Origin of the sequence: Enterobacter sp. WP_7_1, assembly GCF_003688535.1 — a bacterium.
GTDB classification, from domain to species: Bacteria; Pseudomonadota; Gammaproteobacteria; order Enterobacterales; family Enterobacteriaceae; genus Enterobacter; species Enterobacter asburiae.
In genome coordinates this window covers 361,815-376,003 of the sequence record NZ_REFK01000001.1, presented here as the reverse complement: position 1 = coordinate 376,003, position 14,189 = coordinate 361,815, and the positions used below count along the sequence as shown (strand labels likewise).

Genomic DNA, 14,189 nt, shown 5'->3' with positions numbered 1-14,189 from the left:
CATGACGGATAATCCAAATAAAAAATCGCTGTGGGATAAAATCCACATCGACCCAGCCATGCTGCTGATCCTGCTGGCTCTGCTGGTGTACAGCGCCCTGGTTATCTGGAGCGCCAGCGGCCAGGACATCGGCATGATGGAGCGTAAAATCGGCCAGATCGCCATGGGTCTGATCATTATGGTGGTGATGGCGCAAATCCCGCCGCGCGTCTACGAAGGCTGGGCCCCCTACCTCTACATCTTCTGTATTATTTTGCTGGTTGCGGTAGATGCGTTTGGCGCCATTTCAAAAGGGGCGCAGCGCTGGCTGGATCTGGGCGTTGTCCGCTTCCAGCCTTCGGAAATTGCCAAAATCGCCGTTCCATTGATGGTGGCACGCTTTATCAACCGCGACGTCTGTCCGCCGTCTCTGAAAAATACCGCCATCGCGCTGGTGCTGATTTTCCTGCCGACGCTGCTGGTTGCGGCGCAGCCTGACCTCGGTACCTCAATCCTTATCGCCCTCTCCGGCCTGTTTGTCCTTTTCCTGTCGGGTCTGAGCTGGCGTCTGATTGGTATCGCGGTGGTGCTGATTGCGGCGTTCATTCCTATCCTCTGGTTCTTCCTGATGCATGATTACCAGCGTCAGCGCGTCATGATGCTGCTCGATCCGGAAACCGATCCGCTGGGCGCGGGCTATCATATTATTCAGTCCAAGATTGCGATTGGCTCCGGCGGGCTGCGCGGTAAAGGCTGGCTGCACGGCACGCAGTCGCAGCTGGAATTCTTACCGGAACGCCACACCGACTTTATCTTCGCCGTACTGGCGGAAGAGCTTGGGCTGGTGGGCATCCTGATACTCCTGGCGCTGTATGTCCTGCTGATTATGCGAGGATTGTGGATTGCAGCACGCGCACAAACCACCTTTGGTCGCGTCATGGCTGGCGGGTTGATGCTGATTTTATTCGTTTATGTCTTCGTAAATATTGGTATGGTGAGTGGTATTCTGCCGGTGGTAGGCGTACCGCTGCCGCTGGTGAGTTACGGAGGCTCGGCACTGATCGTGTTGATGGCCGGGTTTGGTATCGTGATGTCGATCCATACCCACAGAAAAATGTTGTCAAAAAGCGTATAAAAATAAGGGGATCGGAATGCGTAAGCAGTGGCTGGGGATCTGCATCGCGGCAAGTTTACTTGCGGCCTGCACAAGTGATGATGGTCAGCAACAGGCAACCGTCGCGCCGCCGCAGCCTGCGGTGTGTAATGGCCCGATCGTTGAAATCAGCGGTGCCGATCCCGTTTATGAACCGCTGAATGCCAGTGCCAATCAGGATTACGAGCGCGACGGCAAAAGCTATAAAATTGTTCAGGATCCTTCCCGTTTCAGTCAGGCGGGCTTTGCCGCCATTTATGATGCCGAGCCAGGCAGTAACCTGACGGCTTCCGGGGAAGCGTTCGACCCAATGCAGCTGACGGCAGCACACCCGACGCTGCCGATCCCGAGCTACGCCCGTATCACCAACCTGGCGAATGGCCGTATGATCGTCGTGCGGATCAACGACCGTGGTCCTTACGGAAATGACCGGGTGATTTCCCTGTCGCGCGCGTCTGCCGATCGCCTGAACACCTCGAACAACACCAAAGTCCGTATTGATCCGATTATCGTCGCACAGGATGGTTCGCTCTCCGGGCCGGGTACCGCGTGTACGACGGTGGCAAAACAGACCTATGCCCTTCCTGACCGCCCAAATCTTGACGGCGGAATGGGAAGCGTCTCGTCTCCGGCAGAGCCTGCTCAGCCGGGGGGAGAAATTCGTCCGATCAGCAATGACACGCTGCAAAGCGAGGATTCTACCGGCGCGCCGGTAAAGAGTAGCGGTTTTCTTGGCGCACCGACGACCTTAGCCTCGGGCGTTCTTGAAGGCAGTGAGCCGACTCCGGCCCCTGCTCCCGTTGCTGCGCCAGCGACCCAGCCGGCTCCCGTAACGGCGCCAGCGGCCACGCAAAGTGCGGCGGTGGCGGCTCCAGCAGCGGCCAGCGGCAGCTATGTGGTTCAGGTAGGCGCAGTGAGCGATCAGGCCCGGGCCAAACAGTATCAACAGCGTCTGAGCCAGCAGTTTGGCGTACCAGGACGCGTTGAGCAAAACGGCGCGGTCTGGCGCATTCAGATGGGGCCGTTTGCCAGCAAATCGCAGGCCGCGTCCCTGCAGCAGCGTCTGCAGAATGAAGCTCAACTTCAGTCATTTATCGCTGTTGCGAAATAATTAACCGGCGGTATCCGAATTGTCAGTTAGTGTAAAACACATTCACAAACTCATGCTTAAAGTCGGATGCCTGCCTGAATAGCATTTGCTATAGTAAGGCACTTTTTTTAATTCCATCACGGATGTCGTAGTTCTGACCATGAAGACCACTTTTTCTGCTCGTTTTGTGCAGCGCATGGCGCTGACCACGGCCCTTTGCGCTGCTGCTCTCTCTGCAGCTCACGCCGATGACCTGAATATCAAGACCATGATCCCTGGCGTTCCGCAAATCGACGCGGAATCCTACATCCTGATCGATTACAACTCTGGCAAAGTGCTGGCAGAACAGAATGCTGATGCCCGCCGTGACCCGGCCAGCCTGACCAAAATGATGACCAGCTACGTTATCGGCCAGGCGATGAAGGCAGGTAAATTCAAAGAATCAGATCTGGTCACCATCGGTAACGATGCGTGGGCAACCGGAAACCCTGTGTTCAAAGGTTCCTCTCTGATGTTCCTGAAGCCGGGTATGCAGGTTCCTGTTTCCCAGCTGATTCGTGGTATCAACCTGCAGTCTGGTAACGATGCCTGCGTGGCGATGGCCGATTTCGCCGCCGGTAGCCAGGATGCCTTTGTGGGTCTGATGAACAGCTACGTTACCGCGCTGGGTCTGAAAAACAGCCATTTCCAGACCGTACACGGCCTGGACGCAGACGGTCAGTACAGCTCCGCACGTGATATGGCCCTGATTGGTCAGGCGCTGATCCGCGATGTCCCTAATGAATACTCTATCTATAAAGAGAAAGAGTTCACCTTCAACGGCATTCGTCAGACCAACCGTAACGGCCTGCTGTGGGATAACAGCCTGAACGTTGACGGCATCAAAACTGGCCACACCGACAAAGCGGGCTACAACCTGGTGGCCTCTGCCACTGAAGGTCAGATGCGTCTGATCTCTGCCGTGATGGGCGGCCGCACCTTTAAAGGTCGTGAAACAGAAAGCAAGAAACTGCTGACCTGGGGCTTCCGCTTCTTCGAAACCGTGAACCCACTGAAAGCAGGCAAAGAATTTGCGTCTGAACCCGTCTGGTTCGGTGACAACGACCGTGCTTCACTCGGCGTTGATAAAGATCTCTACCTGACCATTCCACGCGGTCGCATGAAGGATCTGAAAGCCAGCTACGTGCTGAACAGCACCGAGCTGCATGCCCCGCTGCAGAAAAACCAGGTTGTGGGCACGATCAACTTCCAGCTGGATGGAAAAACGATCGATCAGCGTCCGCTGGTTGTCCTGCAAGAAATTCCTGAAGGCAATTTCTTCGGCAAAATCATTGATTACATTAAATTGATGTTCCACCACTGGTTTGGTTAAAAATTGAACACTTGAAAGTGTGATTTTGATCCCCATATACTAAGTATCCTGATAACTCCCACCTGACGTGGGAGTTATTATTTTTTGACGTTACGCCGGAGCTGACATGAAAACCAAACTTAACGAACTGCTTGAATTCCCTACCTCATTTACCTACAAAGTAATGGGTCTGGCGAAACCTGAGCTGGTTGATCAGGTGGTTGAAGTGGTACAGCGCCATGCGCCGGGTGACTACTCTCCGTCAGTAAAACCAAGCAGCAAGGGCAACTACCACTCTGTCTCTATTACCATCACTGCGACACACATTGAGCAGGTTGAAACGTTGTACGAAGAGCTCGGCAATATCGAAATTGTTCGTATGGTGCTGTAGTCCCTTTGCGGTTACCCGGTTTGCCGGGTAACCCCTCTCCCCGCTGTGATATACTCCCCCACACCTTTTGTCCCTCGTCTTCGGAGACGCAGTTTTGTATCAGGATAAAATTCTGGTCCGTCACCTCGGCCTGCAACCTTATGAGCCTGTCTCCCAGGCTATGCATGACTTCACCGATTCACGCGATGACAGCACCCCGGATGAAATCTGGCTGGTCGAACACCTCCCGGTATTTACGCAGGGCCAGGCGGGTAAAGCAGAACATTTGCTAATGACGGGAGATATCCCGGTTATCCAGAGCGATCGCGGCGGTCAGGTCACTTACCATGGGCCCGGACAGCAGGTGATGTACGTCATGCTCAATCTGAAACGCAGAAAGCTTGGCGTACGTGAACTGGTTACCTTACTGGAACAAACTGTCGTCAACACGCTGGCGGAATATGGTATTGACGCGCATCCACGCGCCGATGCGCCGGGCGTTTACGTTGGGGAAATGAAGATCTGCTCCCTGGGGCTGCGTATTCGTAAAGGCTGCTCATTCCATGGCCTGGCCTTGAATATTAATATGGACCTCGCGCCTTTCCAGCGCATTAACCCCTGCGGCTATGCCGGCATGGAAATGACGCAGGTACGCCATTGGGTTGAAACCGCTACGCCAGAAACTATTCGTCCAGTGCTTTTGAAGAACGTTTTAGCACTACTTAACAATCCACCACACGAATATATCTCTGCTTAATACATCATACAACAGGGCTCGATAATTTGGCGGGCCACTGTTTATTTACCGCTTTTGCACTTTACAATAATCCACAGATTCTATATTTTCGAAGCGCCCGAATATTACCGCTACATATTATTTAGCCTCCAGCAAGCACGGCAAACACGGCATAAGTAACGTGAGCAATAATCACTCAACTGTTTGCTTTTGATAAACAAGTGAAACAAAACCAACACTTTACGAATCTCTACAAGCATAATAAATAAATTCAACTATCATTCATATTGTGAATGTATACGGAGTGAAAGCGTGGAGTATAATAATTTACCAGCCAAACGACTGAATGAACCCGGTGGCGAAGACAAGCCGCAAATTTTTCGGACTTTACGTAATATTGATCTCAATTTACTGACTATTTTTGAGGCGGTATATGTCCATAAGGGTATCGTTAACGCTGCGAAAATTCTTAATCTCACGCCATCAGCAATAAGCCAGTCAATCCAAAAGCTTCGCGCTATATTTCCTGACCCATTATTTATCCGCAAGGGCCAGGGGGTAACGCCGACGGCTTATGCCACGCATCTCCATGAGTACATCAGCCAGGGGCTGGAGTCGATTCTGGGCGCACTGGATTTAACCGGGAGCTATGATAAGCAGCGAACCATCACCATCGGTTGTTCCCCTTCTGTGGGGGTGCTGGTGATGCCGGCGATCTTCCAGGCCGTGAAAGAACATGCTCCGCAGCTCCTGCTTCGCAATGTGCCTCTCAATGAACCTGACATTCAGCTTGCCCAGTTCCAGACGGACCTGATTATTGAAAGCGGCAGCTTCAGTGCCAGAGCGCTGGGGCAAAATGTGCTTTATGCGGATAATCTGGTACTGGTTTGCCGCCAGCAGCATCCTGCTCTTAGCGAGCCGTTAACCATCGAAAACCTGCGCAACTACGATCACTCATCTTTCATGACCGAAGGGCAATCTAATCATGCACTTCGTCAGCGTATTGATGAAATTTTCCCGGAACGTCAGATCAGCTTCAGCAGTTACAATATGTTTACCACCGCATCCCTGATCGGCAGCAGCGACATGCTGTGCGTTATGCCATCACGCCTGTACAGCCTGCTACAAAAATGCTGGCCGCTGGAAAGCATCCCGCTCAGTCAGCTTAATGCGGAATCTATCGAGATTTCACTGCATTACAACAAGCTGAGTTTGCGCGATCCGGTCCTGGAAAACGTCATCCGCATTATCCGTCAGGCCTTCTGACAGGTTTAGCCAGCACAAGTCCCTGCAACCCGCAGGGCAAAAGGCACAAAACAACAACTATTTTACAAATTGGCGATCTGGCAGGCTGCTTTAACGACCGTTTCAATGATATACTGCCTGTCGTTCGTTCAAAAATAGTTGATAAATACAACATTCCCTTGAATTGAAACGCTTTCCTTCGATATTCGCAACTGGAACACGCACGCTATGAGTAAACCCATTGTGATGGAACGCGGTGTTAAATACCGCGATGCCGATAAAATGGCCCTTATCCCGGTTAAAAACGTGGCTACAGAGCGCGAGGCGCTGTTAAGAAAACCGGAATGGATGAAAATCAAACTTCCGGCTGACTCTTCGCGTATCCAGGGGATCAAAGCGGCGATGCGCAAGAATGGCCTTCACTCCGTATGCGAAGAAGCCTCTTGTCCGAACCTTGCTGAATGTTTCAATCACGGTACCGCGACGTTTATGATTCTGGGTGCTATCTGCACCCGCCGCTGCCCGTTCTGCGATGTTGCGCATGGCCGTCCAGTCGCGCCTGATGCTAACGAACCCCAGAAACTGGCGCAGACCATCGCCGACATGGCGCTGCGATATGTGGTTATCACGTCAGTTGACCGTGACGATCTGCGTGACGGCGGTGCTCAGCACTTCGCCGACTGCATTACGGCTATTCGCGAGAAAAGCCCTAACATTAAAATCGAGACGCTGGTCCCTGACTTCCGCGGCCGTATGGACCGCGCGCTGGATATCCTGACCGCAACGCCGCCAGATGTGTTTAACCACAACCTGGAGAACGTGCCGCGTCTTTACCGTCAGGTCCGTCCTGGCGCTGACTATAACTGGTCCCTGAAACTGCTGGAGCGTTTCAAAGAAGCGCATCCGCATATTCCGACCAAGTCTGGTCTGATGGTGGGCCTGGGTGAAACCAATGATGAAATCATCGAGGTGATGCGCGATCTTCGCCGCCACGGTGTGACCATGTTGACCCTGGGACAATATCTGCAGCCAAGCCGCCACCACCTGCCGGTACAGCGCTACGTAAGCCCGGACGAATTCGATGAAATGAAAGCCGAAGCGATGGCGATGGGCTTCACCCATGCTGCCTGCGGCCCATTCGTTCGCTCCTCATACCATGCCGATATGCAGGCTAAAGGCGAAGAAGTTAAATAATGCTGTAATATTCATTTACAGTAATACAAAAAAACCGGCCTCTTGAGCCGGTTTTTTTTCGCAAGCCCTCAGGCGTTGCTGTCACTCTTTGTGAGAAAGCTTGTCTGCCGGGACGTCATCCTCGGCGCTTTTCTTCGCCGCTGCATCATCATCGTTCATCGCTTTCTTAAAGCCTTTGATGGCAGCCCCCAGGTCACCACCCAGCGTGCGTAACTTCTTGGTACCAAACAGCAGGACGACCAGTGCGGCAACCACCAGCAGTTTGGTAATACTAATCTCACCCATAGATACCTTCTTTACTTAAAACAGGCTGCATTCAGCGCCAAAACCTGACTGTATTAACGGTCATTTAGCGCGTGCACACAATAGCAATCTGTAACAAGGTGAATCAAGCATTGTTGAAAAAAACATCACAATAATTGCGGTGGCGCAAACCGACGATTGCGAAGAACAGGTAATTGCTGACGCGCAAGCGCAATTCTCTCTAAGTTTATCTCCGCCACCATCAAATGCGGGGCTTCAGCGGCGGCGGCGATCGTAACCCCCAACGGATCAACCACCCTGCTTTGCCCGATGTTTTTCGTGCCACATTCCCCTGCGGCAACGACATAGCAGGTTGTATCCAGCGCGCGCGCCGCAAGCAGCGTTGCCCAGTGGTGCTCTTTCAACGGCCCTCTGACCCACGCGGCAGGCAGCACCAGTACGTCCGCCCCCTGCAGCGCCAGACGGAGCGCCAGCTCGGGGAAACGCAGGTCATAGCACGTCATCAGCCCGATCTTAAATCCGTCAATCTCCAGCAGCGGGGGGATACTGTTTCCGGAGTCAACGCGACGCGACTCCTGAATGCTGAACGCATCATAGAGATGAAGCTTGGCGTAGCGTGCGACGATGGTCCCGTTACGAATCGCCACCAGCGTATTGACTGCCCGACCCGGCGTTGAGGGTATATGGATCGTTAAAATCGTCGTCATCGTATTGCCCGCGCTCTGGGCAAGCAGCAGCTGCAAAAATTCGCCGTCCAGCGGCTGCGCGGACTTCACGGATAAATCCGGGTCATTATCATCCCTGGCCAGCAGCGCCTCGGGGAGAACCAGCAGCGACGCGCCTTTCTGCCGGGCCTGCATCATCAGTTCGACGCACGTGAGCGCATTTTCACGCCAGTCAGGCGTGACCACAAATTGCCCTACCGCTACATACATATTTGTCCCCTCATCATAAACGGCGTTAAACTCGCTACTCTTACACATCAAATAGCAGGTATTTAGCGTGTTACAACTACTTTTAGCCGTTTTTATTGGTGGGGGAACGGGTAGCGTTGCGCGATGGTTTCTGAGTATGCGGTTTAACCCCCTGCATCAGGCGATTCCTATGGGGACGCTTGCCGCAAACCTGATTGGCGCCTTTATCATTGGCATGGGGCTGGCCTGGTTTAACCGAATGACGCACATCGACCCAATGTGGAAGGTATTGATTACCACCGGATTCTGCGGTGGATTAACCACCTTCTCAACCTTTTCTGCGGAAACGGTTTTTCTCTTTCAGGAAGGCCGTATCGGCTGGGCGCTGATGAATATGGCGATCAATATGTTCGGCTCGTTTGCGATGACGGGGATCGCATTTTGGCTATTTTCTTCCGCAAGCGCGCATTAACAGCCGAACCGTTAATGTTGGCTTAATTTTTCTCTGTCACTCTGGATGCAGTACTGAACGAGGGTGACAGAATGAAACAGAGTCTGATGAGCGCAGGAATGGTGTTGTTGAGCGTGCTGATCGTAGCCAGCTTCCTGAAAATGTATCTGCTTGGCTGATTCAAGACGAAAAAAACCCGCTCAGTGAGCGGGTTTTGAAATTCTTGCTGACGCGTCTGAATTACAGAGCGATTACGTTAGCAGCAGAAGGGCCTTTGGCACCGTTAGTGATTTCGAACTCTACACGCTGACCTTCAGCCAGAGTTTTGAAACCATTAGACTGGATTGCAGAGAAGTGTACGAACACGTCTTTGCTGCCATCTTCAGGAGTAATGAAACCGAATCCTTTGGACTCATTAAACCACTTAACGTTACCTTTAATCTTAGACATCAAAATTACCTTTACATTAAAAAACGACACAAATGCTGTGTCGGTTATCAGTACATCAATTGTGGGACCTTTTGTCCAGCGGATCTTTGATAAAAAGTGACTAAAGTCGCGTTAATTTTCACTGACAGATTTTTATCGCTTATGAATCAACACCTGCGCGTTTTATCACCAGCATGTAACGTTTTGTCAGTTAAAACTGAAAACGCATCCAGGCGAAGTAAACGTTACCGTTGTTGTACGTACCCGGGATGTAGGTCATCTGGAACGTTGCGGGACCATAGCCAACAGAGGCCAAAGGCAGCAGGACCGGTATCGGAATGTAGTTCCAGTTGTCACGTGCAGTGACCCCGGCGGTATAGCCCAAACCGACGTGGAAGTTCTCGTCCGCTAGCGGGCGCCAGGTTTTCTCCCAACCATACCCCCCAATCGGCTCCCATTTATTAAACGAGTCTTTGAAGGCCATCAGATAAATGCCATGCCAGTTTCCCTTTTCATCCCAGCGCGACTGGCCAAAACCCGCGCCCCACGGACGCTCGTTGTATTTATCGGTTTTCTCTTTGTCATAAGCAAAACGCGCATGCCACGTTATTGCCGGAACATAGAGATCGTAATGTTCAGGTGCCGTCCATGTCTGGGAAACATTATCCGTAAAGGTTGAGAACCAGCCTTTATCCGCCGCGTTGCCTTCTGCCTGTGCAACAGAAGAAAACGTTAACTGCCCAAAAATAAACAACAAAATAGAGAAAAATGTATTACGTACGATCACAATGCAATTACCATTCTTAGTATTCGAGGCAAAGTTTACCATAAAATAGTTGAATCAAGGCTTAACGGCATCGGCGTTATTCCTAATTATTCGGGCTTTTTCCGGGAATATTCTTAAAGAAAGCGAGAGATACGTGCAATTAAGCCCACAAGGGGTGTGACTTTTTCCATTAAGCCTTGTTAATCAGCGACATGCAAAACCACACAAAACATTAACAATTTGTTATCATTAAAGGGAAGTGTTGCGCTATTTCTGACGGTCAAGGGCCGCATGACATAAATGTATGGGCCATGGCAAAAACACGGTTGTTCAGTTCTCTAGTCGTCTGTTTATTGATTTTAATCAGCAAGAACAGGCCAATTATTCGGCACATTTTCATCCTTCTTTTTTTTATTGATTTTTTGTGCTCCATAGCAGCAGAGATACAGGGGAAATCATGCTTACATTATTCGAACTCCTTATTGGAGTCGTCGTCATTGTCGGCGTCGCACGCTACATCATTAAAGGCTACTCGGCCACGGGCGTATTATTTGTCGGCGGTTTAACGCTGCTGATTATCAGCGCAATAATGGGGCACCAGGTGTTACCTGCCAGCGCAACCAGCACCGGTTACACTGCTACAGATATCGTTGAATACATTAAAATATTGCTCATGAGCCGCGGCGGTGACCTGGGTATGATGATCATGATGCTGTGCGGTTTTGCAGCCTACATGACCCACATCGGCGCCAACGACATGGTCGTTAAGCTTGCCTCCAAACCCCTGCAATACATCAACTCGCCGTATCTGCTGATGGTCGCGGCCTATTTCCTCGCCTGCCTCATGTCGCTGGCCGTTTCGTCAGCTACCGGACTTGGCGTACTGCTCATGGCGACGCTGTTCCCGGTCATGGTGAACGTCGGTATCAGCCGTGGCGCGGCCGCGGCAATTTGCGCGTCTCCGGCAGCGATTATTCTCTCCCCAACCTCCGGCGACGTTGTGCTGGCGGCAAAGGCGGCGGAGATGTCTCTAATCGACTTCGCCTTTAAAACCACGTTACCGATCTCGATTGTTGCCATCGTGGGCATGGGGATCGCGCATTTCTTCTGGCAGCGCTATCTCGATAAGAAAGAAAACATCAGCCATGAAATGATGGACGTGAGTGAAATCACCACGACCGCTCCCGCGTTCTATGCCATTCTGCCGTTCACCCCGATCGTCGGAGTGCTGATTTTTGACGGCAAATGGGGTCCACAGCTGCACATCATCACCATTCTGGTCATCTGTATGCTGCTGGCAGCCGTGCTGGAGTTTGTGCGCGGTTTTAACACGCAAAAAGTCTTCTCGGGTCTGGAAGTTGCGTATCGCGGTATGGCGGATGCCTTCGCTGGCGTGGTGATCCTGCTGGTTGCCGCGGGCGTTTTTGCCCAGGGTCTGAGCACGATCGGCTTTATCCAGAGCCTGATTTCTATCGCCACCTCATTCGGCTCGGCCAGCATTATCCTGATGCTGGTTCTGGTGGTGCTCACCATGCTTGCGGCGATGACCACCGGTTCCGGTAATGCGCCTTTCTACGCTTTCGTTGAGATGATCCCGAAACTGGCCCACTCATCCGGTATTAACCCGGCCTACCTTTCCATTCCCATGCTGCAGGCGTCAAACCTCGGCCGTACCATTTCGCCAGTATCGGGTGTGGTCGTCGCCGTTGCCGGGATGGCGAAAATCTCGCCATTCGAAGTCGTCAAACGCACTTCAGTGCCCGTTATAGTTGGCCTGATTATCGTGATTATCGCCACGGAAGTGCTGGTACCCGGCGCGGCCTAAGCTAAATTATGGATATCCAAAAAGCGCCTCCGGGCGCTTTTTGTGCTTTAATAACTTCCAGAAATAAATCGTGCTCATTCGATCAGGAAATCATATGTTCAGGAAGGATATCGTCATCCCGTCTGGCGCAATGGCGCTTTCTCTCTGTCTCTTCTCCGCACAGGCGGAACCGCTGAAGGCAACACAGTATGGCGATTTCGATCGCTATGTGCTGGCTCTGTCCTGGCAAACCGGGTTTTGCCAGAGCATGCTCGAGCGCAACCGCAATGAACCTGACGAATGTCGCCTGCAAAAAGAGCGCGATAATAAAGCCGATTTTCTGACCGTCCACGGTCTATGGCCTGGCCTGCCAAAATCTATTGCCGCACGCGGCGTGGATGAACGTCGATGGATGCGCTTCGGCTGTGCCACGCGCCCCATTCCGAACATGCCGGAAGTGAAGGCCAGCCGCAAATGCGATGCTGCCGAAACCGGACTGTCGCTTTCCGCTGCCGCTAAGCTCAACGACGTCATGCCGGGTGCGGGCGGTAATTCCTGCCTGGAACGTTACGAATATGCCAAACATGGCGTCTGCTTTGGTTTCGATCCAGATGCCTATTTCGGCACGATGGTGCGGATGAATCAGGAAGTTAAAAGCAGCGCGGTCGGTAAATTCCTCGCCGATAACTACGGGAAACCCGTCAATCGCAGCGACTTTGACAGTGCCGTTGCCAAAAGCTGGGGCAAGGAGAACATCAAAGCGTTCAAGCTGACCTGCAACGGCAATCCGGCGTATCTGACCGAGATGCAGATTTCGCTTAAGGCGGACACCATTAACAACCCGCTTTCATCGGCGTCATTTGCACCGCAGCCACATCCGGGTAACTGCGGAAAACAGTTCGTAATTGATAAAGCCGGTTACTGATCCGCGCCCGGGCGCACCATATCAAACCGGTTTTCATCACTGATGCCATAATACGCCGTCGGCCCACCCGCACGCAGGATGGGCTGCGCTTTAGCCGTCTGGTATATCCCCTCTTCCAGCAGCGTTTCGGCAATATGGATACCGACCACCTCCCCCAGCACCAGCCACGTATCGACCGGCGTGCCGTCGGCACCGGTAAGCTGAATGCACTGCGACAGGCGGCACTCAAAGTTCACCGGGCTTTCGGCGACGCGGGGCGCATTGACCAGCTGGCTCGCCGCTGGCGTTAGCCCGGCAAAGCTAAATTCATCCCGGTCGTGGGGAAGCATTGCTGAGGTTTGGTTCATCGCCTGCGCGAGATCGCGCGTCGCCAGGTTCCAGACAAATTCCTTTGTTTCGGTAATATTACGCACGCTGTCCTTCCAGCCGTTGCTGGAAAAGCCGATGATCGGCGGGCGATAGTTAAAGCAGTTAAAGAAGCTATACGGTGCGAGGTTGAGCTGACCGGCCTTATCGCATGAGGAGATCCAGCCGATCGGACGTGGACCAATAATGGCGTTCAGCGGATCGTGCGGCAGGCCGTGACCCTGAGACGGTTGGTAGAAATACATAATTCTCTCTCGTTGGTGGGCTGGCGCGAATTGCGCTTCGCGCAACGCCCGGGTTCAGGACACTCAGCGTAACGTATTCCGCCCGGAATGAAGATTGAATAAATTTCAGCGAAAATTCATATGGACCATGAATGTGACCTTCATCACTTCAAACTTGCGCGCTCAGCCAGTATCATCGGGAGAGTTAAACCCTCGCTGCCAGACGGCGAGGGTTTTCTTTTGGATTGGTTTCTGCGTTACGCGCAGCATTAACGACATGGAGTAAAAATGTCCAGACCTAAAATTATCATCAACGAGCTCGACGCAGAACGTATCGACAGGCTGCTGGAAAAAGCAGAATTTGCCTCACTTCCCGTGGCCGACGCCCTGAATGAGGAGCTCGACCGGGCGCAGATGTGCACGCCTGAGACGATGCCGCATGACGTGGTCACCATGAACAGCCAGGTAAAATTCCGCAACCTGACCACCGGTGAAGAGCTGACCCGCACGCTGGTTTACCCGGCTCAGATGACCGACAGCAGCGCCCAGCTTTCTGTTCTTGCGCCTGTGGGTGCCGCACTGCTGGGCCTGCGCACGGGTGATACCATCCACTGGGAATTGCCGGGCGGTACCTCTGCCCATCTTGAAGTGCTGGCGTTGCTCTACCAGCCAGAAGCCGCGGGCGATTACCTGCGTTAACCACTTCTGAACAAGCGCCCACCCGCTTTGCACAGAGGATGCAGCCGCATCCTCTTTCCGTAAATTCACCCCATTTTCTTATATCGCGCAAAAAGCCCTTAATCCACGCTTAATCTGTTTTGGTGCCGTGGGGACGGTCATGAGTGAGATACTGGCTATCACACTTATTTTTCTGATTATTGCGGCGATTATCGTCATGGCCGTGCTTTATCTTGAACGCCACAGCTAG

General features: G+C 52.5%; 17 protein-coding genes. 12 read left to right on the top strand and 5 right to left on the bottom strand.

Annotated elements, in window-relative coordinates:
• Nucleotide 1: 1 nt before the first annotated feature.
• From mrdB to lipA, 7 genes are all read left to right on the top strand, one after another.
• Complete coding sequence (mrdB, locus tag BJ885_RS01820) at nucleotides 2-1,114, top strand: peptidoglycan glycosyltransferase MrdB (protein ID WP_023310746.1); 1,113 nt, start codon at nucleotides 2-4, stop codon at nucleotides 1,112-1,114.
• Between the two features lie 16 nt (nucleotides 1,115-1,130).
• Nucleotides 1,131-2,243, top strand: a complete 1,113-nt coding sequence (gene rlpA / locus BJ885_RS01815; RefSeq protein WP_023310745.1) for an endolytic peptidoglycan transglycosylase RlpA — start codon at nucleotides 1,131-1,133, stop codon at nucleotides 2,241-2,243.
• A 139-nt stretch (nucleotides 2,244-2,382) separates the two neighbouring features.
• The gene (gene dacA, locus BJ885_RS01810; protein WP_014069323.1) at nucleotides 2,383-3,594 is read left to right on the top strand and encodes a D-alanyl-D-alanine carboxypeptidase DacA; all 1,212 of its coding nucleotides are present in this window, start codon (nucleotides 2,383-2,385) and stop codon (nucleotides 3,592-3,594) included.
• A 106-nt stretch (nucleotides 3,595-3,700) separates the two neighbouring features.
• A complete protein-coding gene (ybeD, locus tag BJ885_RS01805) occupies nucleotides 3,701-3,964 on the top strand; it encodes a DUF493 family protein YbeD (protein ID WP_006177135.1) in 264 nt (87 codons plus the stop codon).
• Nucleotides 3,965-4,058: 94 nt separating this feature from the next.
• Complete coding sequence (lipB, locus tag BJ885_RS01800) at nucleotides 4,059-4,700, top strand: lipoyl(octanoyl) transferase LipB (RefSeq protein WP_059346342.1); 642 nt, start codon at nucleotides 4,059-4,061, stop codon at nucleotides 4,698-4,700.
• Nucleotides 4,701-4,991: 291 nt separating this feature from the next.
• Nucleotides 4,992-5,945: a YbeF family transcriptional regulator gene (locus BJ885_RS01795; protein ID WP_032665064.1), complete on the top strand. Its 954-nt coding sequence runs from the start codon at nucleotides 4,992-4,994 to the stop codon at nucleotides 5,943-5,945.
• 207 nt (nucleotides 5,946-6,152) lie between these two features.
• Nucleotides 6,153-7,118 (top strand): lipoyl synthase, encoded by a 966-nt coding sequence (gene lipA, locus BJ885_RS01790; protein WP_013097595.1) that lies wholly within the window; start codon nucleotides 6,153-6,155, stop codon nucleotides 7,116-7,118.
• An 81-nt stretch (nucleotides 7,119-7,199) separates the two neighbouring features.
• Here lipA and tatE read toward each other — a convergent pair whose 3' ends face one another.
• Both tatE and BJ885_RS01780 read right to left on the bottom strand, forming a co-directional pair.
• Nucleotides 7,200-7,403: a twin-arginine translocase subunit TatE gene (gene tatE / locus BJ885_RS01785; RefSeq protein ID WP_023310742.1), complete on the bottom strand. Its 204-nt coding sequence runs from the start codon at nucleotides 7,401-7,403 to the stop codon at nucleotides 7,200-7,202.
• Between the two features lie 125 nt (nucleotides 7,404-7,528).
• The gene (locus BJ885_RS01780; RefSeq protein WP_121931061.1) at nucleotides 7,529-8,317 is read right to left on the bottom strand and encodes a deaminated glutathione amidase; all 789 of its coding nucleotides are present in this window, start codon (nucleotides 8,315-8,317) and stop codon (nucleotides 7,529-7,531) included.
• Between the two features lie 67 nt (nucleotides 8,318-8,384).
• On the opposite strand from BJ885_RS01780, the gene crcB reads away from it, so the two are divergent.
• A complete protein-coding gene (gene crcB / locus BJ885_RS01775; RefSeq protein WP_023310740.1) occupies nucleotides 8,385-8,768 on the top strand; it encodes a fluoride efflux transporter CrcB in 384 nt (127 codons plus the stop codon).
• Between the two features lie 219 nt (nucleotides 8,769-8,987).
• On the opposite strand, the gene cspE is transcribed toward crcB, so the two are convergent.
• On the bottom strand, nucleotides 8,988-9,197 hold the full coding sequence (gene cspE, locus BJ885_RS01770; RefSeq protein WP_002439184.1) for a transcription antiterminator/RNA stability regulator CspE: 210 nt from the start codon (nucleotides 9,195-9,197) through the stop codon (nucleotides 8,988-8,990).
• Between the two features lie 190 nt (nucleotides 9,198-9,387).
• The gene (pagP, locus tag BJ885_RS01765) at nucleotides 9,388-10,005 is read right to left on the bottom strand and encodes a lipid IV(A) palmitoyltransferase PagP (RefSeq protein ID WP_121931060.1); all 618 of its coding nucleotides are present in this window, start codon (nucleotides 10,003-10,005) and stop codon (nucleotides 9,388-9,390) included.
• 394 nt (nucleotides 10,006-10,399) lie between these two features.
• On the opposite strand from pagP, the gene dcuC reads away from it, so the two are divergent.
• Both dcuC and rna read left to right on the top strand, forming a co-directional pair.
• Complete coding sequence (gene dcuC / locus BJ885_RS01760; protein WP_023310737.1) at nucleotides 10,400-11,767, top strand: anaerobic C4-dicarboxylate transporter DcuC; 1,368 nt, start codon at nucleotides 10,400-10,402, stop codon at nucleotides 11,765-11,767.
• Nucleotides 11,768-11,861: 94 nt separating this feature from the next.
• Nucleotides 11,862-12,671 (top strand): ribonuclease I, encoded by an 810-nt coding sequence (gene rna / locus BJ885_RS01755; RefSeq protein WP_121931059.1) that lies wholly within the window; start codon nucleotides 11,862-11,864, stop codon nucleotides 12,669-12,671.
• Here the strand turns inward: rna and BJ885_RS01750 are convergent.
• Nucleotides 12,665-13,282 carry a flavin reductase family protein gene (locus BJ885_RS01750; RefSeq protein ID WP_023310735.1) on the bottom strand — a complete coding sequence of 206 codons (618 nt, stop codon included), beginning with the start codon at nucleotides 13,280-13,282 and terminating at the stop codon, nucleotides 12,665-12,667. The two genes, rna and BJ885_RS01750, sit on opposite strands and share 7 nt — an antisense overlap.
• A gap of 267 nt (nucleotides 13,283-13,549) precedes the next feature.
• Here BJ885_RS01750 and rnk point away from each other — a divergent pair, with 267 nt between their 5' ends.
• The gene (gene rnk / locus BJ885_RS01745) at nucleotides 13,550-13,960 is read left to right on the top strand and encodes a nucleoside diphosphate kinase regulator (RefSeq protein ID WP_121931058.1); all 411 of its coding nucleotides are present in this window, start codon (nucleotides 13,550-13,552) and stop codon (nucleotides 13,958-13,960) included.
• Between the two features lie 139 nt (nucleotides 13,961-14,099).
• Nucleotides 14,100-14,189 (top strand): small membrane protein YldA, encoded by a 90-nt coding sequence (gene yldA, locus BJ885_RS23535; protein ID WP_274518173.1) that lies wholly within the window; start codon nucleotides 14,100-14,102, stop codon nucleotides 14,187-14,189.